The organism is Paenibacillus sp. YPG26 (assembly GCF_023704175.1).
In the GTDB taxonomy this organism is placed as follows: Bacteria; Bacillota; Bacilli; order Paenibacillales; family Paenibacillaceae; genus Fontibacillus.
Genome location: NZ_CP084530.1, coordinates 684,876 through 705,320, shown reverse-complemented (window position 1 = coordinate 705,320; position 20,445 = coordinate 684,876). Strand labels below are relative to the sequence as shown.

Sequence of the window (20,445 nt, the reverse complement as noted above, 5' to 3'; positions counted from 1 at the left end):
TATGTTCAGGCGGGAAGCACCCGATCTTTCCCCCTATAAATCCGCGAAAACCGTGCTTATAACCAATAAAAAATACTTTACTCCCCACTAGGGAAGCGGTATAATTATAGAAGATAATATTTTGAAATTATGTTTCATCTAATGAAACAACGTCGAAAAAGTACGGCTGAACATCTCTCGATCGTATAGAAATCAGGCATTATCCGCAGCGAGATTTGGTCCACTGCTTACTTCGCGCACTATTTTTAGGAGGTTAACTACATGTCTATTAAAGATCGTTACTCTGCAGCCCGCAGTCTTGACGTGAACGGCAAATCCTATCGTTACTATGATCTGCAGGCACTTGAAACTCAAGGATTCACGCATGTCTCCAAGCTTCCATTCTCGATTAAAGTGCTTCTTGAAGCTGCGGTCAGACAATTTGACGGCCGGGCGATTACCGAAGAGCACGTGAAGCTCATTGCTGACTGGACCGAAGGTCAGGACAGCAACAAGGAGATTCCTTTCATCCCCGCGCGTATCGTACTGCAGGACTTCACCGGCGTACCGGTGGTTGTCGATCTGGCGGCAATGCGCGATACCGTGAAGAAAGCTGGCGGCGATCCGAAGCAGATCAATCCGCTTGTACCGGTTGACCTTGTTATTGACCACTCGGTTATGGTTGATGCTTTCGGTACTCCTGAAGCTCTTGAATATAACATGAACGTCGAATTCGAGCGTAATGAAGAACGCTACCGGTTCCTTCGCTGGGCTCAGACCGCATTCAATAACTTCCGCGCCGTTCCTCCGGCTACTGGTATCGTTCACCAGGTTAACCTGGAGTATCTGGCTTCCGTGGCGGCTACGAAGACGATTGACGGAGAGACTGTCGTATTCCCGGACTCCCTTGTAGGTACAGACTCCCACACCACTATGATCAACGGTCTTGGTGTAGTAGGCTGGGGTGTTGGCGGAATCGAGGCGGAAGCAGGTATGCTTGGGCAGCCTCTGTATTTCGTAGCTCCTGAAGTTATCGGCTTCAAGCTCACAGGCAGTCTTACTGAAGGCGCAACCGCTACCGACCTTGCCTTGACCGTAACTGAAATGCTCCGTAAAAAAGGCGTAGTTGGTAAATTCGTCGAGTTCTACGGACCAGGTCTTGCCAACATCAGCCTTGCTGACCGCGCAACCGTAGCTAACATGGCTCCTGAATATGGTGCCACCATCGGTTACTTCCCGGTTGATGACGAGACTTTGAACTACCTTCGCAGCACAGGCCGTCCAGACGAGCAGGTTGCTCTGGTTGAAGCCTACTACAAGGCACAAGGCATGTTCCGTACCAGTGACACTGAAGATCCACAGTTCACCGATCTGATCGAGCTTGATCTTGCTTCTGTCGTGCCGAGCCTTGCAGGTCCTAAGCGCCCTCAAGACCGCATCGAATTGACAGATATGAAGAAGAGCTTCAATGATATTATCCGTACTCCTGTGGAGAAAGGCGGATACGGCCTTAGCGATGAGAAGATCGCCGCAGCGGTTGACGTGAAGCATCCCGATGGACGCGAGACGAAGCTGGGTACAGGCGCGGTAGTTATCGCTGCAATTACGAGCTGTACGAACACTTCCAACCCGAGCGTTATGCTGGGTGCAGGCCTGCTTGCAAAGAAAGCCGTGGAGCGCGGTCTGACTAAGCCTGCCTATGTGAAGAGCAGCTTGACGCCTGGTTCCCTTGTAGTGACCGAGTACCTGCAGAAGGCGGGTCTGATCGACTCTCTGGAGCAGCTTGGCTTCCACGTTGCCGGCTACGGCTGTGCTACATGTATCGGTAACTCCGGTCCGCTTCCGGATGAAGTCAGCGCAGCTATTGCAGACAATGATCTGACCGTAGCGGCAGTTATCTCCGGTAACCGTAACTTTGAAGGCCGTGTTCACGCTCAGGTCAAAGCCAACTACCTGGCTTCACCTCCACTCGTGGTAGCTTACGCTCTTGCGGGTACCGTGAACATCGATCTGCAGAACGATCCGCTGGGTCATGACCAGGATGGTAATCCGGTCTATCTGAAGGACATCTGGCCGACATCGCAAGAAATCAAAGATGCTATCGGCTTGTCTGTGAGTCCTGCCATGTTCCGCAGCAAATACGAGAATGTATTTACGCAAAATGAGCGTTGGAACTCCATTCCAGTACCGAAAGGCGAGCTGTACGAATGGGATGAGAAATCCACCTATATCGCGAACCCTCCGTTCTTCGAGAAGCTTGCGGACGGTCTGCAGGATATTGAAGAGATCCGCGGTGCGCGTGTACTTGCCCTGCTTGGCGATTCCGTCACAACGGACCATATCTCACCGGCAGGTAACATTACACCTACCAGCCCGGCTGGGCTGTACCTGAGCGAGCACGGCGTAGCCCGCAAGGACTTCAACTCCTACGGCTCCCGCCGCGGTCATCATGAAGTCATGATGCGCGGTACGTTCGCCAACATTCGTATCCGCAACCAGGTTGCTCCAGGAACAGAGGGCGGCGTAACCAAGTACCTTCCAAATGATGAGGTCATGTCCATCTATGACGCTTCGATGAATTATCAAAGCAGCAGCACCAACCTGGTTGTTCTGGCAGGTAAAGAGTATGGCACAGGAAGCTCCCGTGACTGGGCAGCAAAGGGTACCTTCCTCCTTGGTGTCAAAGCGGTTATCGCTGAAAGCTTCGAGCGTATTCACCGCAGCAATCTGGTCGGCATGGGCGTTCTTCCGCTTCAATTCCAGGAAGGAAGCAGCTGGAAGACACTGGGTATCGACGGAACTGAGACGTTCGATATTCTGGGCATCAACAACGAAGTGAAGCCTGGTCAGACTCTGACTGTAGTCGCTACACGCACAGATGGAACCCAGTTCGAGTTCCATGTAGTGGCCCGTCTGGACAGCATGGTTGACGTAGATTACTACCATAACGGGGGTATTCTGCAGACTGTACTTCGCCAGATGATCAAAGAATCAGCAGCGAACTAAGATATACAGAAGAGCCTGCAGCTTAGGGATTATATTCCTTTGCTGCAGGCTCTTTTTACTATCATTTTGAACTATGCAACTATTCTCTTTGTCAGGCGTCAAATATGTATATTATTGGAAGGTGGTTAATAGGGTAAATGTCAAAAATACTGGATCAGTTGTATCGGCTTGGCTTATCACTCACGCTCACAGCCGGAAGTATTGCCGCGGTCAGCGGAGGACCCATCTCGGCAGCAACGTCTACCTTAAGCAAGGCGATTTCGCTTGATTTGAATGGATCAGCGGTACAGTCGGACGATGCCCCCTTCTTGGATACCAACGGAACTGTGTATGTGCCTCTTCGTCTTGTATCAAGCATGCTTAAGACCGTAGTAATCTGGAATGAAGCAGCCAAGGAGGTCTCTATTTTTGCACCAGAACATACTATACAATTGAAGCCTGGCTGCCAGTCCGCAAGACATAACGGACGAGCTATCCAGTTAACAGCCCCGTCTACAATGAAGAACGGCAGAATCTATGTTCCGCTCCGATTCATTGCTCAGTCTCTGGGAGCCCAGGTGGGCTGGAATGCATCAAAACGGAAGGCATCTATTTCATATCCTGAAATATACATGATGGAAATCGTGCAACCTTCACGAGAAGCCTCCAATACCTTCTGGTTGAACACATTGAGCGGCGAACTCTATCAATACACCTCGGGAGCTAAAGCGGCTGTACTCACAGGGAAGCTTAATTATGAACCTCACTCTATTCACTATATGAATATTAGTATAGACTCCTTGCAGGCCGGGGAGTTCATGGTTAAAGTGGTTGACTATTATGGCGAACCGATGATTCACACTGTGAATAACACTGCGTATATAAAAAATAATAAGTTGCTTAACCAGTCATCGGTAGAATATTTCCAGCGGGATAGTCCCAATATTTCCAGCTTCAAGAACCGCCCTATCTTAACAGACGGAAAACGGCTTCAGATGCTTGATCCTAAGGATGGTTCTGTGGAAAAGGAATTCGACTTAGTCAAGCTTGGCGGATATGATGAGCTCTACAGCGTGGAAGGCATGGGCGATGATTACCTGCTTATTAGACCTAATAAGACTGGAATGCTTACTCTTGTTAACCCTGATACGGACAGGAAGAAAGTGCTTAATGAGCTTCTGAACAAGGAAGATCAGGAATTCTTCAATACGAATGACCTTCCCTATTTGGGAGATTGGCTCGTTGTAAAAGGGGAGCAGGATGGGATCATTCATCTCGAATACCCAAGATATATCGATAAAAAGACAGATAAGCTGATTGTCAAAGTGAAGGATTGGCTCTAAGCTAACCGTTAATCTAACTGTGGACGGCTCTGTCCATATGTTCAGAACCCTAAACGTCAAATGAGCAGCGAATCTCCTGTTATGGGAGGATCGCTGCTCATCATTTGTGATCATATATTGAATAGCACATATTTATGGTTTATCTTCCTACTCATCCTGGAACAGGTTCGTAGACAGATACCGCTCTCCCGTATCAGGGAGAACAACCACGATCGTCTTGTCCTTGTTCTCCGGGCGGGCAGCCAGCACGGTTGCCGCATGAGCCGCAGCGCCCGAGGAGATCCCAACCAGCAGTCCCTCTGTACGGGCAAGTCTGCGGGATGTCTCGAAGGCATCCTCATTCTTGACTCTGATCACTTCATCTACCACTTTTGCATTATAGTTATCAGGTACGAAGCCAGCGCCAATTCCCTGGATTTGGTGAGCCCCCCGCTTCCCGCCGGATAACACCGGGGAATCGAATGGTTCTACTGCAACGATATGAACCTTCGGATTGTACTTCTTAAGCACTTCGCCAACTCCGCTTATCGTACCGCCTGTTCCTACTCCCGCCACAAATATGTCTACTGTACCGTCCGTATCCCGCCAGATCTCTTCAGCAGTTGTCGTCTTATGTATATTGGGATTAGCCGGATTGTTGAACTGCTGGGGGATGAACGCATTCGGAATTTCGGCTGCCAGCTCTTCCGCCTTGCGGATAGCGCCAGCCATCCCTTCACTAGCCGGGGTTAGTACAAGCTCAGCTCCGTATGCCTGCATCAGCTTGCGGCGCTCAATACTGAACGTCTCGGGGAGCGTAATGATGAGCTTATACCCCAGGGCAGCAGCGGCAAAGGCAAGCCCTATCCCCATATTTCCACTGGTCGGCTCAACAATCACCGCATCCTTGTGAAGATGGCCCTGCTCCTCCGCGCTCTTAATCAAAGCGAATCCGGTACGATCCTTCACACTCCCCGCAGGGTTGAAATATTCCAGCTTGGTCAAAATACGTGCTTGAATCCCTTTGTCTTCCGTATAATTGCTGAGTTCAAGCAAGGGTGTATTCCCAATGAGCTCCGTCAAATTCTTCGCGATCTTCGGCATATGTACATCCCTTTCAGTTGAAAATGGTCTTATTCCACCAGGTTAATCGGATTTGCAACACCTTCTTCTAATATACGGGATGAACCGTTAATACTCAAACCAGGCTGCCTATTTACAAAAGTTCTGATATCTGTTATATTTCAACTATAACAGATAGAGAGGATGCTCTCCCTCATGATGATTGAACTTGATATGCAGTCGGATGTACCTATTTACACGCAGCTGATCAATCAGATTATTGAAGGCATTGCAAGCGGGCAACTTCAGCCCGGAGAAGCGCTGCCTTCGGTAAGAAGTATGGCGGCTGACATCGGCATCAACCTCCATACCGTGAACAAGGCTTATACCCTGCTCAAACAGGAAGGCTTCATTCTGGTCCACCGTCAGAAAGGGGTTGTTATCAACCCGGACGGCATGCCGCCAGTCACAGAGGAGTACATGCAGCAGCAGTATAGGCAGCTCAGATCCATTACCGCCGAAGCGATATGCAGAGGAATGACGCGGGAACAGCTTCTGACTATTGCCGGACAAATCTATGATGAGCTCCAACCTACAGAGCTTGAAAGGGGTAATTAACTATGTATTGGCTCTCAGCCTTGATCCTGATTCTTATGTTCGCGGCAGTCTCCATCGCCCTTATTGCGATCCCCTACCTTACCAGAAGAACGGTGAGCTTCGGTATCTCCGTGTCCGAAGAAATGTATTACAGCGAACCTCTCCGCCGGATGCGCAGGTCGTATGCCTGGGTGACCGGAATCATACAGTTCCTGTTACTTGCGGGGTTAGCGGTCATCTTGTTCGTTATGAATGAACAGGCTTTGAATTATGCACTCCCCTTCTACTCAGTCTTACTCATTGCCAGCATTATGTTAATTCAAAGAATCTTCTATACAAGAATGAAGCGCTATAAAGCCTTACAGCCAGCGGTTCCGCCCGCCAAAGACCGCCGTGTCATTGATACAAGCTTCCGGCAGCAGAGACTCGTCTACCCGAACAAGTGGTTTCTTATCCATCTAGTGATCATCGCAGCAAGCTTCCTTCTGACATGGAAGTACTATGATCAGGCACCGGACACCATTGCAATGAAATACAGCATGTCTGGAAAGGTGATCAGATCCGTTGACAAGTCCTATACGGCTATGTTCTTCCCGAATATTATGCAGGTTTTCATGCTGATTCTGTTCTTTGCGGTGAACCGCAGCATCTACAACAACAAGCAGCAGCTCTCGCCTGATAAGGCCGAAGCCTCTGTTCAGCAAAATGTTATTTTCCGCCGTAAATGGTCCATGTTCACACTGATGACGGGTCTAGTTATGATCCTGCTCTTCTCCCTAATCCAGCTGAGCATGTTCCAGCACATCCGCCCTGAGGTACTGATGCCTACAGTGTTAATCTTCCCTGCCTTCATCCTGATCTCCGCCCTGATTATATCTATCCAGACTGGGCAGGGCGGGAGCCGTATTGGCCCGCGTCCGGAGACCCCGGGCACGGATGTCGTGCAAGATGATGCGAACTGGAAGCTTGGCAATATGTATTTCAACGCGAAGGACCCTTCCCTTTTTGTGGAGAAAAGAATGGGTGTAGGCTGGACTCTCAACATGGCGAGGCCGCTTGCTTGGTTGATCTTCTTGGCTCCGTTTGCAATTATTATACTTATCATCAGCTTTCTGGCTCCCTAAGCCAGTATTCACCCATATATCATTCATTATTTAGGAGGAATCACGAATGTCGAAAGGTACACGTAGAACCCTGCTCCATACCGCAGCAGCAGCGGCTCTTGCCGTTAGTCTCTCTCTTCCCGGTGCAGCCAGCGCAGCAGCCAAGAGCTCCGCATCCGTAATCCCAGTCCGCGATACAGCGGTTAAGATCGGGGCGAAGGTAACCTGGAATCAGAAGACTCAGACCGTAACTCTCACCAAAAAAAGCACAACACTTGTAATGACAGCCGGCAAAAAGACAGCCAAATTAAACGGCAAGCCCGTGACGCTCTCCGATACGCTGCGGGTAGTTCGGAACCAGGCCCTAATCTCCCCGGACGCGGTCATCAAATGGTTCAAGGAGAGCCCGGTGGCTCCAGCTCCGCCTGCTGAATCGGGACTTCCCGGAGATTCCTTCATTCAATCATTGCAATCAGGTGATTCCGCAAAGGCCCAGAAGCTGATGAGCCCGGCCTTCCAATTGTCCCTGACCGCTCCTCAGCTCAAAGGTCTGTGGAAAGGCTACGCACAAATCTATGGAACTCCTGGTGCTCAGCTGTCAAGAACCGTAACACCGAATGGCGTGCATACGAACATCACCTACTCTTTTCAGACGGCGTCTACTCCGCTTAACTATACATTGCGCCTGAACAAAGAAGGTCTGGTAGATGATCTGTTCATTGGGCCGGCCAGCACAGCAGCCTACACTCATCCATCTTACGTTAACCCTTCTGCATACACAGAAGAAGAAGTCACCATTGGCGAAGGCATCTTCGCTGTACCGGGAGTATTAACCAAGCCCGCTGCCGGCGGTCCTGCTCCGGTTGTTGTGCTTGTTCATGGATCGGGTCCCCAAGACAGAGATTCCTCCATCGGCGGTTCGAAGCCGTTCCGGGATCTGGCTAACGGCCTGGCCAGCCAGGGTATTGCCGTACTTCGCTATGATAAAATAACCTACGAGCACACCTTCAAATTCGCGGCGAATCCTAGAGCTACGATCAAGCAGGAGACTGTGGATGATGCCATCTCGGCAGTCCGTTACTTAAGCACACGCCAAGATATTGACCGGTCCCATATCTTCGTTGCAGGCCACAGCCAAGGCGGATTTGCTCTACCGCTAATCTTGAACGCGGATAAGGACGAACGTAATATTAGAGGCTCCATCATGCTTGCCGGGCCAAGCAGCTCCTTTGTCGATGTGGTCCTGGAGCAGCAGAAGGAACTTATCTTGCGTGTAAAAAGTCTGGGCGGTGATCCTGCTCCTTATGAGAAGAATGCGGAGATATGGATGGCGGCGGCCAAGATGCTTAACGATCCGCAGTATTCCCAGGATAACCTCCCGAGCAGCTTCCCGCTGGGATCAAGCTCAGCTTATTGGTGGTATACCCTTAAGGATTACCAGCCGGCAGCAGTGGCTAAGAATCAGAAGGGACCCCTGCTGATTCTGGCAGGCGAGAATGACTGGCAGGTACCTATGAGCCAATTCAGCGCCTGGAAGAGCGAGCTGAAGAACCGCACGGATGTGGAGTTCAAGTCTTATCCGAAGGTCAATCACCTGCTCAGTGAATATGATGCCTTATCGACGGGCGCAGAATACGCACAGGCAGCCCACGTGGCTGAGCCTATGGTCAATGACATTGCGGCTTGGGTGAAGAATAATTCGAAGAATTAGAGGATACAAGAATGAAGGCCAACCTGATCAGGTTGGCCTTCGTTCGTTCTTAGTACAACATATATGTGAGGCATAACGCAGGGACTCCTGAACTGAACGAGTGCCATCGTCTCCTTACGTCTTGGGAGTAGCTCCACTCCTTGATGTAGCTCCACCGCTCTGACCGAGAATAGGATCAATCCAGATATGTCATTACCCCACCTTTACCTAACGAAGCCTGACCAGCATAATCAGCGTTGCAGTAAATACATAAGAGACAAGAATAATGTTAAGCATGGGAGTATAAGGGCTTAGATTGGCCACCAAGGGAACAATTTCTCTTAGAACGCCAACTGTGGCAATGGAATAACAATATAATCCAATCAATTTGAAAATCCGGTTCAATTCCATTCCGGGAATCATGTCTCTACGGCCTCTGGTCACAAGGCTATACAGCCTGCCGCGGCTGATGGAGAAGCCGGCAGCCAGTACAGCGCCCCAAAAGAATAACCATAGGATCAACACATCTCCTCCTCCCTAAACGTGGAGCAATTATCCAAGTACACCCTGCACCGCCGGGTAAATAAGTATCTCTCAAGCTTCTCGCGGAGCAGGTCTCTTAAGCTTTCCTCATTAGCGGAGAATCAATTCATCATCATGCCCATTTCCCGGGCAGCCTCAATCAGAACAGGCCCGAATTCGACCAGGGTCTGCGGGGACAGACGGCTGACCGGGCCGGAGACGGACAGCGCCGCTACCGCTTGGCCCGCATGATTGAAGATCGGAGCCGAGACTGCACCCGCTCCGGGTTCACGCTCTTCATAACTTGTAGCATATCCTTTGCTGCGTATCTCTTCCAGCTGACGGATATAATCCTCCTTGTCCACCGAAGCCGGCCAGTCCGGACTGTTAAGCACGGCTTGCTGCGTTCCAGGATCGGCAAAGGCTACCAACACCTTGCTGGAGGCTCCCACATACAGCGGAAGCCTGACGCCGACCGGGGCAACCCGGCGTATAGCCTGGTTGCTCTGGACCGCTTGAATGCGAAGACGCTCAATGCCATCCAGAAGATACAGGCTCACCGTCTCGCCAAGCCGATCCCGAAGCTGCTCCAGCTGAGGCAGCAGCAGTACAGCAGGGTTATCGCTATGGGACAGGTGGGCCGAGAGCTCCCAGATTCTAAGCCCAAGCCGGTACTTCTCCGTAGCGGCATCCCGAATGACAAATCCCTTATCCTCAAGTGTGGCCATAAGGCGGTGAACCGTGCTTTTGTGAAGTCCAATCTGGCTGGAAATCTCCGTAAGCCCCAGATCCTCAGACTTGGTAAAACACATCAATATATCCAGTGCCCTCTCCACGGCACGTACAGTTAATTTCCGGTCTTCCATTCCCGAAAGCCCCTCCCCCAACGTTTCACTGTATGAAACCCAGTTACATAAAGTATATCCCAAACGGGGTGCCCCGTCTACCGCTCTCCAGCGTATTCCTACAGGGAAAAGCCCATTTTTTCCCGGCATTGACTTTACCCATTCCCCATCATACGATTATTTATACAGTTATTCTGATTTATTAGTGTTCCACCGGGTAATCACCATAGGTAATGTTATTAAGGAGGGCTCGCATGAATCCGACAACGACTACAACTACGACGCGGAGCGATGCTTCCCTATCTTCCGGTCCGGCCGGAGACCCACAGACATCGCCGCTTCTGCCAACACGCTTCATCAAATTCAAGCATGTACTGGTCGCCCTGGTGCTGTCCATTATATTTTTCTTGGTTTTCTGCTTTGTTGCCCTCCACGGGTATATTGCCTGGGTACTCTCGAACCCTACCGTTGCTCCTTTATACTCTAATCCTCTAATGGCCAAGGGTATGAAATATGAGGAAGTATCCTTCCCGGCTATAGATGGCAGCCGTTCGATGCAGGGCTGGTATATTCCCGCCGCTGATTCCAAGAAGACGATTATATTCAGTCATGGCTATGGGGCCAACCGCGAAGAGAGCTGGGTGCCCATGTATGATCTCGCTCATTTCGCACACCGGCTGAATTTCAATGTCATCATGTTCGATTACGGCTTCGCCGCCCAGAACAGCAAAGAAGTAGCCACCGGGGGCAAGAAAGAGACCCAGCAGCTGCTCGGAGCAATTCAGCTCGCCAAACACCGGGGAGCCAAGGAGATTGTCGTATGGGGATTCTCCATGGGGGCAGGAACGGCGCTTCAAGCAGGTCTCGTCAGCAAGGATGTCGACGCTATGATTCTCGACAGCACCTTCCTGCTTGAACCTGACACGCTGTATCATAACATCCGTCAAAAGATGAGCCTTCCGCAGCATCCGTCCATTGAGATTCTTGAGCTGCTTCTTCCCATACAGAATGGCACAAGTCTTCGTCAGATCCCTTATCAGGAAGTCAAGAAGAAGGCATATCCCTTCCCTATCCTGTTCATTCATGGGACGGAAGATGAGAAGGCGCCTTATCCGATTGCCGAGAAGCTTGCTTCGAATCAGACGAATCCGGTGTCCGGTGTCTGGATTGTGGACAAAGCCCATCATGAGCTCATTTTCCGTGAGCATCCGAGGGAATACTTGCGCCGTGTCTCTACATTTCTTGGCAAGACCCAGGCATACTTAAGAGAAAAGCAGGAATAAACAAGGCCCGAAACGATTAGCATAGATCAAGCTCTCCAACGCATACCTTCAATATTGAGGTTATTTTTGGAGGAGGTACGCTTGATATGCTCTACGTTTACGGGCCTTATCTGCCTGTTCGTATCTTGGAAGAAATCCGGTTCTGGAAGGAACAGGAGAAGGAACATACCGATGTCATCAAAGCCATTGTCCCTACCCTGGAACAGCCCTATGTCAAGCTGCTGAATGACTGGTCCAAAGTGTTCGAAGAGACCGAAAAGGCGGCCAACGACCTGCTTCAGCATACTATTCATGTCCAGCAGGACCAGCTGCATCCTGAGCTGCTGAAGCAGATTGAGCGGCTGCTCGATGCTTCCTTCCGCCAATCGCGCGAATGGGTTCGCCAGCTGTATGTCCTGCTGGATCAAAGCGCTGCGGTAAAGACCATTCCTTTGGCCAAGGTCGTCATTCTTCATATTATCCGCGAGTCCGAGTATTTCCTGGGTGTGCTTGAGACGCTGAACAGGCCGGGCGTTATTGAAGATGCCGTGCATAATCCCCCGGCGTTGCTTGACCCTTATCAGCAGGCCCTAGATTATGCCCGCAGTGAACCCGGCCCAGAAGGGACGGCAGCGGAAGTGAATCCGGGTGAAGGCACAAACGCTGCCGGGAACATAGATAAGCCTGGTTCTGGTGCCGCCGCTGCCGGACATCAACCCGCCGTGGGGCAAGGAACCTCCGGGAACCATGCTGCTATAAGTTCTGGCGCGCCAGCAAATACGGCGGCCGGTATACCAGACCAGCCCGTTCCCATAGGAGGTCACAAGCTGCCCCCTCTTCCCTACCCGTACAATGCACTGGAGCCGCATATTGACGAGGCAACGATGCGTATTCATCACGACAAGCATCATCAGAGCTATGTAGACAACCTGAACAAAGCGGAGAAGAAGCTGGAAGAGGCGCGCAGGACAGGCAACTTTGACCTGGTGAAGCACTGGGAGCGGGAACTCGCCTTCAACGGAGCGGGACATTATCTGCATACGATATATTGGTCAACCATGAACCCCAAAGGCGGGGGCCGCCCGGAAGGAGCGCTTGCTGATCAGATTCGCAGGGATTTCGGGAGTTATGAAGCCTTTCAGAAGCAATTCACCAAAGCGGCCGAAGAGGTTGAGGGCGGCGGCTGGACCATTCTGGTCTGGAGCCCGAGAAGCCACCGGCTGGAGATCCTGCAGGCCGAGAAGCATCAGAACCTGTCCCAGTGGGATGTGGTTCCCCTGCTGCCGATCGACGTATGGGAGCACTCCTATTATCTTAAACATCAGAATGAGCGTAAGAAATACATTGCGGATTGGTGGAAAGTCGTGTACTGGCCGGAAGCTGCTTCTCGCTACAACGAGGCACGCAAGCTGAAATGGCAGCCTTTTTAAACGGCAACTCGCTTAATTCGCTTATATTCACATGAACAAAAGGAGCATGTCCTAGACAGAATTCACTGTCTGGCATGCTCCTTGTCATTACCTTATATTCACTTCTGTGTTCTAGGACTTAATCAAGGACAAGAACTCGGCCCGGGATGCCGCTTCACTGCGGAATGTTCCGCGTACCGCAGACGTCACGGTCTTGCTGCCCGGCTTCTTCACACCCCGTGCACACATGCACAGGTGTTCACCTTCAACTACAACCATAACCCCTTGTGGACTGAGAACCTCGTCCATAATATCGGCTATTTGTGAAGTAATACGCTCCTGAACCTGCAGACGGCGTGTAACCGCCTCGACCAGACGAGCGAGCTTGCTGAGTCCGGCTATTCTTCCGCTTGGGATATAACCGATATGCACCTTGCCAAAGAAAGGCGCCATATGGTGCTCACACTGACTGTAATAGACAATGTCCTTCACAATGACAAGCTCCTCGTGGTTCTCCTCGAATGTAACCCCGAGCACTTCTCTTGGATCTACTTCATAACCGCCAAAAATCTCTTCATACATGCGGGTAACACGGGCCGGTGTGTCCAGCAGCCCTTCACGTTCCACATCTTCACCAATCAGCTTCAATATTTCCCGCACATGGTGCTCAACTTGTTCCCGGTTCTTCCCGACCTGGGTATTCAAGTAATCTTTGACGCCAGCCATACTGGACCCCCTCCTTCCAAGAAAGCCTGTTCTAAAGGCTTATCCTGCCTTACTTCTTCTTGCGGTTCATCGGCGGCATTCCGCCTTGATTCTTCATCATTTGCTGCGCACGCTGCATTTGCTTGCCATTCAGATTATAGCCCATTTGCTTGGCCATTTTCTGAAGCATCTGCGGATCACTTTGCATCTTCGTCAACTGCTTGCGCAGATATACGACACCGATGAAAAATCCGCCGACCAAACCAACGATAAGCGCAATAATACCAACGACATAAACCATGGTCGATCACCTCTAAGTTATGATTCTTCCAGGCATCCGGACATGCGGACGCACTCACTAATAATAGCATCCTTTAACCATAGCAGGCAAACCGAAAATCACGAGAGAACCGCTGCCGGAAATGCGGTCCCAGCCCCGATCCCCCCACGGCTGGAGCTCCTTACCGGATATCCCGCGGATTCTGACCGAGCCATAAGTTCGTCTCCGGCCCGGCCGGGGGACGTCTGGAATCCCCGGCGAGATCCGTCGCCTGCAGCTTGGTTATAGCGCGGCTTATCCGTACCCGGACAGCCTCATCCTGCTCTGTCCCGGCTGCATGCTCCAGCCCGTCCATAGCCTCCCGCCCGCCTATCCGGCTGAGCGCCCAAGCCGCGGTACCCCGGAGCTCGGGCCGCGGATCCCGGTGCAGCACTTCAACGATCTTCGGCACAGCCAGCCGGTCCTTGAAGTTCCCGAGACCAATTAAGGCGTTGCGCTGAATTGGCTTCTTGCCCCTCCAGGCTGCCGCGCTCTCTCCGAACCGTTCCTTGAACTCACGGTTGCCAATATCCAGAAGCGGAAGCAGAAGGGGCTTGGCCACCTCAGGATCAGGCAGTAGCTCAGGCCTGTGGCTCCAATGCTTGCCGCGGTTCTTCGGGCAGACGGTCTGACAGGTATCGCAGCCGTACAGACGGTTGCCTATCTTCAGCATGAATTCCTCCTCAAGAAAGCCCTTGGTCTGGGTAAGGAAGGATACACAGCGCTGGGCATTCAGTTCCCCCGGACCCACCAGGGCGCCAGTCGGACAGGCATCCAGGCATTTCGTGCATTCCCCGCAATCCTCTGTAACCGGGGTATCCGGCGGGAACGGAATATTTGTAATCAGCTCGCCGAGATAGATCCATGAACCCCACTTAGGCGAGATAATGAGACTATTCTTCCCGCGAAAGCCTATACCCGCGCGCTCAGCAACCGCCCGGTCATTAAGGGCCCCTGTATCCACCATACTCTCAATTCGGGCGTCAGGAACCCGCTCCCGAATGAATGCTTCAAGCTTCTTCATCGCCTCGCGAAGAACATGGTGATAGTCCCTTCCCCAAGCCGACCGGGCCATAATGCCCCGGTTAGCGCCGGGCTCCGACTTCGGCGGATTCTCCATCTTGGAGGGATAAGCCACCGCGATGGAGATGAGCGAAGCGGGGTCCGCTAGCGACAGCTCAGGGTAGATTCTTTTATCAATATCCGGTTCCTCGAATCCTGATTCATAACCTTTGCGGCGCCGGTCCAGCAGCACTTCCTTCAGAGATAGAAAAGGGTCCGCCGTAGCGAATCCAATATCATCAATGCCCAGGGACGACGCAGCAGCTTGGATTTCACGCTTCAGCTTCATCCAGGGAGAGCTTGCCGGTTCCCTGGAATGTTCCTCCTGCGCCATATTTCTCACCTCATATTTCTATTCATCCGCTACAGACCGCGGATCTTGGTTAACGGCCAGAATACAAATTCAGCACGGCCTGTAATCTGATTCTTCTTCACATTCCCGAAGTAACGGCTGTCCTTGCTTCGCCCGGCATGCCGGTTGTCGCCCATCACGAAGTATTCGTCTGACTCAAGGACCACCGGCCCGAAGTCCGCATCCTCAATCCGGATATCCGTGTACGGCTCATTCAGTGCGATGCTGTTCACATACAACTCACGATCTCTCGCCTCTACGATATCTCCAGGTCCGGCGATAACACGCTTAACCAGATATTCCTTCTTATCCGGCCCATCGCTTGGATCCTTCAGAACCACAACTTCACCAGGCTGCGGATCCCGGAAATCATAGATTATTTTGTTCACGAACAGTCTTTCGCTCTCTTCCAGCGTCGGTTCCATAGACTGCCCCTTAACCACTGACAAATTAAAAACATATATATTAAGCAGCAGCAATACAATGAAAGCAATCCCTACCGTTCGAATTACTTCCCACAGTTCGGTGAGCAAGCTCTTCTGACTGCCGTCAGATGAGGCTGGCCCCCGTCCGCTAGTCTTCCCGCTTGAAGGAAATACAGGTTCCATCCGGCACCCCGCCCTGATTAATGTCATGTTGTTCTACAATAATAGAAAAGCATATCCAACCGCCAAATGCAATGAACGGAAAGATATGCTATAAGAGATAAAGCTCGGACTTATTCTAAGATCTAGGATCTGGATAAAGAGTGGGTAGCCGCGATTCCCAGCTTCTGAAAAGCCTCAAGAATACGACCCGCATAACCCATCGCTTCATAGAGCGGCATGGCAGCCAGATTATGTTCATCTCCCGCAACCATGATACGACTTACATTACGCTGCTGGAACCGCTGTTCCATAGCCGACACAAGGTTCTTGCCTACACCCTGACGCCGGTATTCCGGATGTACCGCAACCCGGTAGATACAGCCCAGGTTCTGATCGATCGTTCCAATTAAAGCACCTACGATTTCCCCATCCACTTCCGTTACTACAATAAGTTCGGAATCCCAAGAAAGCTGCCGGGCAAAAGCCCGCTTAGTATCCTCGTAGCAATCTTCTGACAAGGCGACCTGCAAAAGTTCCATGACTTGACTTGCGTCACTCAATTGAAAGGAACGAACCCGCATCCTATTATCTCCCTTTTCCTGACAAGATGGATTAACGCAAAGTAAAATCGGCATAGATTCCTTCCACCTGGGCCGATTTAAATTTTACATTAATCGAACATATTTCATGACAAAAACCGATAAATTAATGCTTCCTTGACCATTAAACCACATTTATCTAAGCAAATCACCTGTTTTCTTCTGAAAGCGCTTAATAGAAAGCGTTTACATTGATTTTGGTTTTTTACCCCTATTCTATGACAAAGGCTTCTCATTAAGAGAAGCCTTTGCGGACAAGGATTTATTCTATTTATAAGCCCCTAAGGTATAGATTTGAACAAAAATTATCACAATAACTACCAGCCGCCAGTCAGACCTGGAGGGCGGAGACAACCATGCCGCCAGCTGCCCCGGCCGCGACAACAGCCCAAGGCGGCAGCTTCCAGTAGACAAGCAGGACGAACAGGATCGAAGCCAGCACGAAGTCGGCTGAATTCATAATCGTCGTTGTCCACAGCGGATTATAGAGGGCGGCGAGCAGGATACCTACTACAGCTGCGTTGATCCCAACAAGCGCGCCTTGAACCTTGGTATTCCGCCGAAGATGACTCCAGAACGGCAGCGTTCCTGCGATGAGCAGAAAGGCAGGCAGGAAGATCGCCAGCGTGGCAATGACCGCGCCGCTGATTCCCGCGGTCATCTGACCTAGATATGAGGCGAACGTGAACAGCGGGCCTGGAACTGCCTGCGCAGCACCGTAGCCTGCAAGGAAGTCAGCTTTGCTGATCCAGCCCGCCCCGGCGGTCTCCCTCTCCAGAAGCGGAAGCACCACGTGTCCTCCCCCGAACACGAGCGACCCTGACCGGTAGAAGCTGTCGAAGATAGCGAGACCCTTGTGCTCGATAATCATACGAAGCAGAGGCAGCGCAGCTAACAGCCCGATTAACACAGTTAAGCATGCTATTGCGAAGCTGCGCTTCACGGGCACATCCACATCCGGAACCTCCGGCACGTCCGCCTTACGGTATAACCAAAGGCCAAGCAGACCGGCGGCAGTAATAACAACAACCTGGCTGAATACGGTCTGCCACAGCAGTATGACCGCGGCGGCCAGAACCGCAATCGTCGCCCGCTTTTTATCAGAGGCAAGCTTCTGCCCCATTCCCAGAACAGCGTGCGCTACGATAGCCACGGCGGCGATCTTAAGTCCATGAATCCAGCCTGCCTGGCTGAGATCCGTCCCTTGCAGCAGTACGGCGAACAGGATAAGGGCAATCACCGAGGGGATCGTGAAGCCAAGCCAGGCGACAATCCCGCCAAGCAGACCGGCGCGCATGATGCCAATTCCAATCCCAACCTGACTGCTTGCTGGCCCGGGAAGGAACTGGCACAAGGCAACCAGGTCAGCGTAGCTTCGTTCGTCCATCCATTTCCTGCGCCGGATATATTCGTTATGGAAATAACCGAGATGGGCAGTGGGTCCCCCGAACGAGGTCAATCCCAGCTTGGTAGAGACACCAAGAAGCTCCCAGAGTCTGGACTGTCCGGCTTTTGAGGAATCCGGCAGTGCAGTTTCTTCCTTGTGCATAAGTAGGTACCGCCTCCACTTCTCCTATTGATCTGGAACTATCTCTCTATAAGAATAGAATGCCATATTGGACGGTCAATATCCAGGTGTTTCCTTACATCCCTATTGATTTACTTTTTATTATAAGGTTTAATAAATATAGTAGCATCGGTACATACATTGGTGCTCTTTTGCATGTGTTAAATAATAATCACATTACAGGAGGGATTCACAAATGGCTCATCAATTACCAGCATTGCCTTACCCAGCAAATGCACTTGAACCACATATCGACGAACAGACTATGAACATCCACCATGATCGTCACCACAACACATATGTCACTAATCTTAATGCGGCACTCGAAAGCGCACCAGAGCTTCAAGATAAGAGTGTTGAAGAATTGATCTCCAACCTGGATGCCGTTCCTGAGAATATCCGTACTGCAGTTCGCAACAACGGTGGCGGCCATGCCAACCACACCCTTTTCTGGGAGATCATTGGACCGAATGGCGGCGGCAACCCTACTGGCGCGATTGCTTCGGCTATCGACAGTGAGCTTGGCGGCTTCGACAAGTTCAAGGAAGATTTCGCTAAAGCGGCAACTACCCGTTTCGGCAGCGGCTGGGCTTGGCTCGTAGTAGGCAAGGACGGCAAGCTTGCTGTAACCAGCACACCTAACCAGGACAATCCGCTTCAAGACGGACAAACTCCGGTACTGGGTCTGGACGTATGGGAGCATGCTTACTACCTGAAATATCAGAACAAACGCCCTGACTATATCGCAGCGTTCTGGAATGTAATCAACTGGAACGAAGTGAACAAGCGTTACGAGGCTGCAAAAAAATAATTAAGCACCAACCAGAAGAGAGGACCGCGTCATGCGGTCCTCTTTTGCTTTGTGGTGAAGCTTGGGCACAGGATATCTTGCATAAGAAAATCAGGTGTACCGATAGGCTCAATCTTTCTGATTGGAAACGGACGAAGTGGGTAAAGTAATAACAACTCTGAGAAGGAGGTTGTGATGATGACTACCAATGATCCACAGGAACTGCTGAAGTCCAAGCATAAGGCCGACGAGCAAAAAGCACAGTTCACCAGCTTCGCCCGCAGCGTTAATGGAGAGATGGCTCATGAGCATGATCAGGAGATTCACGATCAGAGCCGCGTCCCTGACCAGCAGAATAAGATGAAGTCTGTTGAGAATCGTATGATTTAATGATTATTGATTTAGGAGAATTCACTTCCAAAGCGAACAGCCTTCAACCCGTCTAACACGGTGTTGAAGGCTGTTTTTTTATCATCATAAGACGCAAGGATTATTCCTGTCCGTTCCTGCTTGCAAAATATTGATTCAGAATCCTCAAGAACACATTTGGAAAAGCGAGCTGCTCCATATCCGCCTGATTGATCCAGCGGGTCTGCGGCCGGGCATCTTCCCGCGATGCCGCGAGCTCATACTCGGCGCTGGACTCCGCTACAGCGCCAAGTGCCGCCAGGGCGCCCAGCTCAGGCGACTGGCGGAAGCGGTACACGCGCAGGTACCATTGAATGTGGCTGAACGTATGTTCAGCTTCCACATACAGCCCCTGCGGCTGCGCGTAATGCCCTTCGGCGGCCAGGGCCTGCGTGAGCCGGTCCATGGCCGGCTCATCAGGCAGTCCGGCGCCGCCGGCTGGATCTTCCGCTGCCGCAAGCACGTGCGGCAGCTCCCACATGCGGGCCAGCAGGCCGGCTTCGGGCCGCTGCTGGACGAGCACGCGGCCCGCCTCGGCGCCGCGGCCCTCGATGAGCGCGGCCAGGCGGTACTCCGGCCGCGGCTTCTTGGCCTTGGTCTTCACCGGCAGCTGTGTCTCCATGCCGGCGATGCGGCCCTGGCAGTGCTGCATGACCGGACAGGTCAGGCAGTGAGGCGACTTGGGCGTACAGACCAGTGCGCCAAGCTCCATCAGTGCCTGGTTGAAGTCGGAGGCGCGGCCTTCCGGAATGAGGGCTTCGGCCAGCACCTCCATGGATTTGCGTGTGCCCACCTTCATGATGTCCTCTTCAATCAGGAAGAACCGTGACAGTACCCGCATCACATTTCCATCCACCGCAGGAACTGGCCGGTTAAAGGCGATGCTCATGATCGATCCCCGGGTGTACGGCCCTACCCCCTTCAAGGCGGACACGGCGCTTAGATCGTCGGGAATGACTCCTCCGTGCAGCTCAGTGACCTGCTTCGCAGCGGCCTGCAGATTACGTGCGCGGGAGTAATATCCAAGCCCCTCCCAGCATTTAAGCACCTCTTCCTCCGGTGCCTGCGCAAGCGCGGCCACGGTAGGGAATTTCTCGATAAAACGGTGAAAATACGGGATCACCGTATCCACCCGGGTCTGCTGCAGCATAATCTCCGATACCCATATGAAATAGGGGTCTCTGTGTCTGCGCCACGGCAGATCCCTTTTGGCGTGTTCATACCATCCCAGAAGCTCTGTACTAAAAAAATGTTGGTTATCCTGCTGCATTAGATCTCCT

At 51.7% G+C, this 20,445-nt stretch carries 18 protein-coding genes and 1 pseudogene; 9 read left to right on the top strand and 10 right to left on the bottom strand.

Translation table 11 applies throughout. The annotated features are described in order from the left end of the window. Nucleotides 1–261: 261 nt before the first annotated feature. On the top strand, nucleotides 262–2,985 hold the full coding sequence (gene acnA / locus LDO05_RS03160; RefSeq protein ID WP_251377469.1) for an aconitate hydratase AcnA: 2,724 nt from the start codon (nucleotides 262–264) through the stop codon (nucleotides 2,983–2,985). A gap of 137 nt (nucleotides 2,986–3,122) precedes the next feature. Further along, nucleotides 3,123–4,307, top strand: a complete 1,185-nt coding sequence (locus LDO05_RS03155) for a copper amine oxidase N-terminal domain-containing protein (protein WP_251377468.1) — start codon at nucleotides 3,123–3,125, stop codon at nucleotides 4,305–4,307. A 147-nt stretch (nucleotides 4,308–4,454) separates the two neighbouring features. Here LDO05_RS03155 and cysK read toward each other — a convergent pair whose 3' ends face one another. After that, nucleotides 4,455–5,390 (bottom strand): cysteine synthase A, encoded by a 936-nt coding sequence (gene cysK, locus LDO05_RS03150; RefSeq protein WP_251377467.1) that lies wholly within the window; start codon nucleotides 5,388–5,390, stop codon nucleotides 4,455–4,457. A 174-nt stretch (nucleotides 5,391–5,564) separates the two neighbouring features. On the opposite strand from cysK, the gene LDO05_RS03145 reads away from it, so the two are divergent. From LDO05_RS03145 to LDO05_RS03135, 3 genes are read left to right on the top strand one after another with little or no spacing between them, the layout of a single operon-like run. Next, nucleotides 5,565–5,966 (top strand): GntR family transcriptional regulator, encoded by a 402-nt coding sequence (locus tag LDO05_RS03145; RefSeq protein WP_251377466.1) that lies wholly within the window; start codon nucleotides 5,565–5,567, stop codon nucleotides 5,964–5,966. Between the two features lie 2 nt (nucleotides 5,967–5,968). Next, a complete protein-coding gene (locus LDO05_RS03140; RefSeq protein ID WP_251377465.1) occupies nucleotides 5,969–7,069 on the top strand; it encodes a DUF1648 domain-containing protein in 1,101 nt (366 codons plus the stop codon). A 46-nt stretch (nucleotides 7,070–7,115) separates the two neighbouring features. Then, the gene (locus LDO05_RS03135; RefSeq protein ID WP_251377464.1) at nucleotides 7,116–8,759 is read left to right on the top strand and encodes an alpha/beta fold hydrolase; all 1,644 of its coding nucleotides are present in this window, start codon (nucleotides 7,116–7,118) and stop codon (nucleotides 8,757–8,759) included. Nucleotides 8,760–8,966: 207 nt separating this feature from the next. On the opposite strand, the gene LDO05_RS03130 is transcribed toward LDO05_RS03135, so the two are convergent. After that, nucleotides 8,967–9,263: a hypothetical protein gene (locus LDO05_RS03130; protein ID WP_251377463.1), complete on the bottom strand. Its 297-nt coding sequence runs from the start codon at nucleotides 9,261–9,263 to the stop codon at nucleotides 8,967–8,969. Between the two features lie 119 nt (nucleotides 9,264–9,382). Further along, nucleotides 9,383–10,126 carry an IclR family transcriptional regulator gene (locus tag LDO05_RS03125; RefSeq protein ID WP_251377462.1) on the bottom strand — a complete coding sequence of 248 codons (744 nt, stop codon included), beginning with the start codon at nucleotides 10,124–10,126 and terminating at the stop codon, nucleotides 9,383–9,385. A 233-nt stretch (nucleotides 10,127–10,359) separates the two neighbouring features. On the opposite strand from LDO05_RS03125, the gene LDO05_RS03120 reads away from it, so the two are divergent. Both LDO05_RS03120 and LDO05_RS03115 read left to right on the top strand, forming a co-directional pair. Next, nucleotides 10,360–11,388, top strand: a complete 1,029-nt coding sequence (locus tag LDO05_RS03120; RefSeq protein ID WP_251377461.1) for an alpha/beta hydrolase — start codon at nucleotides 10,360–10,362, stop codon at nucleotides 11,386–11,388. Between the two features lie 86 nt (nucleotides 11,389–11,474). After that, entirely contained in the window at nucleotides 11,475–12,797 is a 1,323-nt protein-coding gene (locus tag LDO05_RS03115; protein ID WP_251377460.1) for a Fe-Mn family superoxide dismutase, read from the top strand. 111 nt (nucleotides 12,798–12,908) lie between these two features. Here the strand turns inward: LDO05_RS03115 and folE are convergent, their stop codons facing one another. The 6 genes and pseudogenes from folE to LDO05_RS03085 form a co-directional block, all read right to left on the bottom strand. After that, nucleotides 12,909–13,502 carry a GTP cyclohydrolase I FolE gene (gene folE / locus LDO05_RS03110; RefSeq protein ID WP_251377459.1) on the bottom strand — a complete coding sequence of 198 codons (594 nt, stop codon included), beginning with the start codon at nucleotides 13,500–13,502 and terminating at the stop codon, nucleotides 12,909–12,911. Nucleotides 13,503–13,551: 49 nt separating this feature from the next. Further along, nucleotides 13,552–13,782, bottom strand: a complete 231-nt coding sequence (locus tag LDO05_RS03105) for a YneF family protein (protein WP_251377458.1) — start codon at nucleotides 13,780–13,782, stop codon at nucleotides 13,552–13,554. Between the two features lie 235 nt (nucleotides 13,783–14,017). Further along, nucleotides 14,018–15,196 (bottom strand): annotated as a pseudogene (queG, locus tag LDO05_RS03100) (tRNA epoxyqueuosine(34) reductase QueG); the annotation flags it as partial. A gap of 29 nt (nucleotides 15,197–15,225) precedes the next feature. Further along, nucleotides 15,226–15,822 carry a signal peptidase I gene (gene lepB, locus LDO05_RS03095; RefSeq protein WP_251377457.1) on the bottom strand — a complete coding sequence of 199 codons (597 nt, stop codon included), beginning with the start codon at nucleotides 15,820–15,822 and terminating at the stop codon, nucleotides 15,226–15,228. A 122-nt stretch (nucleotides 15,823–15,944) separates the two neighbouring features. Continuing rightward, complete coding sequence (locus LDO05_RS03090; RefSeq protein WP_251377456.1) at nucleotides 15,945–16,382, bottom strand: GNAT family N-acetyltransferase; 438 nt, start codon at nucleotides 16,380–16,382, stop codon at nucleotides 15,945–15,947. Nucleotides 16,383–16,731: 349 nt separating this feature from the next. Next, nucleotides 16,732–17,949: a chromate transporter gene (locus LDO05_RS03085; protein ID WP_251377455.1), complete on the bottom strand. Its 1,218-nt coding sequence runs from the start codon at nucleotides 17,947–17,949 to the stop codon at nucleotides 16,732–16,734. A gap of 214 nt (nucleotides 17,950–18,163) precedes the next feature. Here LDO05_RS03085 and LDO05_RS03080 point away from each other — a divergent pair, with 214 nt between their 5' ends. Together LDO05_RS03080 and LDO05_RS03075 are read left to right on the top strand one after the other, a co-directional pair. After that, nucleotides 18,164–18,778, top strand: coding sequence for a superoxide dismutase (locus tag LDO05_RS03080; protein WP_251377454.1), 615 nt, complete (start codon nucleotides 18,164–18,166; stop codon nucleotides 18,776–18,778). Nucleotides 18,779–18,952: 174 nt separating this feature from the next. Then, complete coding sequence (locus tag LDO05_RS03075) at nucleotides 18,953–19,147, top strand: hypothetical protein (RefSeq protein WP_251377453.1); 195 nt, start codon at nucleotides 18,953–18,955, stop codon at nucleotides 19,145–19,147. 100 nt (nucleotides 19,148–19,247) lie between these two features. Here the strand turns inward: LDO05_RS03075 and mutY are convergent, their stop codons facing one another. Next, entirely contained in the window at nucleotides 19,248–20,435 is a 1,188-nt protein-coding gene (gene mutY / locus LDO05_RS03070) for an A/G-specific adenine glycosylase (RefSeq protein WP_251377452.1), read from the bottom strand. Nucleotides 20,436–20,445: the final 10 nt, after the last annotated feature.

Bases quoted from the DNA above. Each gene is read 5' to 3' on its own strand.
- LDO05_RS03125 (WP_251377462.1), bottom strand. From the start codon at position 10,126: ATGGAAGACCGGAAATTAACTGTACGTGCCGTGGAGAGGGCACTGGAT.
- LDO05_RS03090 (WP_251377456.1), bottom strand. From the start codon at position 16,382: ATGCGGGTTCGTTCCTTTCAATTGAGTGACGCAAGTCAAGTCATGGAA.
- acnA (WP_251377469.1), top strand. From the start codon at position 262: ATGTCTATTAAAGATCGTTACTCTGCAGCCCGCAGTCTTGACGTGAAC.
- LDO05_RS03145 (WP_251377466.1), top strand. From the start codon at position 5,565: ATGATGATTGAACTTGATATGCAGTCGGATGTACCTATTTACACGCAG.
- LDO05_RS03120 (WP_251377461.1), top strand. From the start codon at position 10,360: ATGAATCCGACAACGACTACAACTACGACGCGGAGCGATGCTTCCCTA.
- LDO05_RS03140 (WP_251377465.1), top strand. From the start codon at position 5,969: ATGTATTGGCTCTCAGCCTTGATCCTGATTCTTATGTTCGCGGCAGTC.
- LDO05_RS03105 (WP_251377458.1), bottom strand. From the start codon at position 13,782: ATGGTTTATGTCGTTGGTATTATTGCGCTTATCGTTGGTTTGGTCGGC.
- LDO05_RS03155 (WP_251377468.1), top strand. From the start codon at position 3,123: ATGTCAAAAATACTGGATCAGTTGTATCGGCTTGGCTTATCACTCACG.
- LDO05_RS03085 (WP_251377455.1), bottom strand. From the start codon at position 17,949: ATGCACAAGGAAGAAACTGCACTGCCGGATTCCTCAAAAGCCGGACAG.
- LDO05_RS03075 (WP_251377453.1), top strand. From the start codon at position 18,953: ATGATGACTACCAATGATCCACAGGAACTGCTGAAGTCCAAGCATAAG.
- LDO05_RS03080 (WP_251377454.1), top strand. From the start codon at position 18,164: ATGGCTCATCAATTACCAGCATTGCCTTACCCAGCAAATGCACTTGAA.
- folE (WP_251377459.1), bottom strand. From the start codon at position 13,502: ATGGCTGGCGTCAAAGATTACTTGAATACCCAGGTCGGGAAGAACCGG.
- mutY (WP_251377452.1), bottom strand. From the start codon at position 20,435: ATGCAGCAGGATAACCAACATTTTTTTAGTACAGAGCTTCTGGGATGG.
- LDO05_RS03135 (WP_251377464.1), top strand. From the start codon at position 7,116: ATGTCGAAAGGTACACGTAGAACCCTGCTCCATACCGCAGCAGCAGCG.
- cysK (WP_251377467.1), bottom strand. From the start codon at position 5,390: ATGCCGAAGATCGCGAAGAATTTGACGGAGCTCATTGGGAATACACCC.
- lepB (WP_251377457.1), bottom strand. From the start codon at position 15,822: ATGGAACCTGTATTTCCTTCAAGCGGGAAGACTAGCGGACGGGGGCCA.
- LDO05_RS03115 (WP_251377460.1), top strand. From the start codon at position 11,475: ATGCTCTACGTTTACGGGCCTTATCTGCCTGTTCGTATCTTGGAAGAA.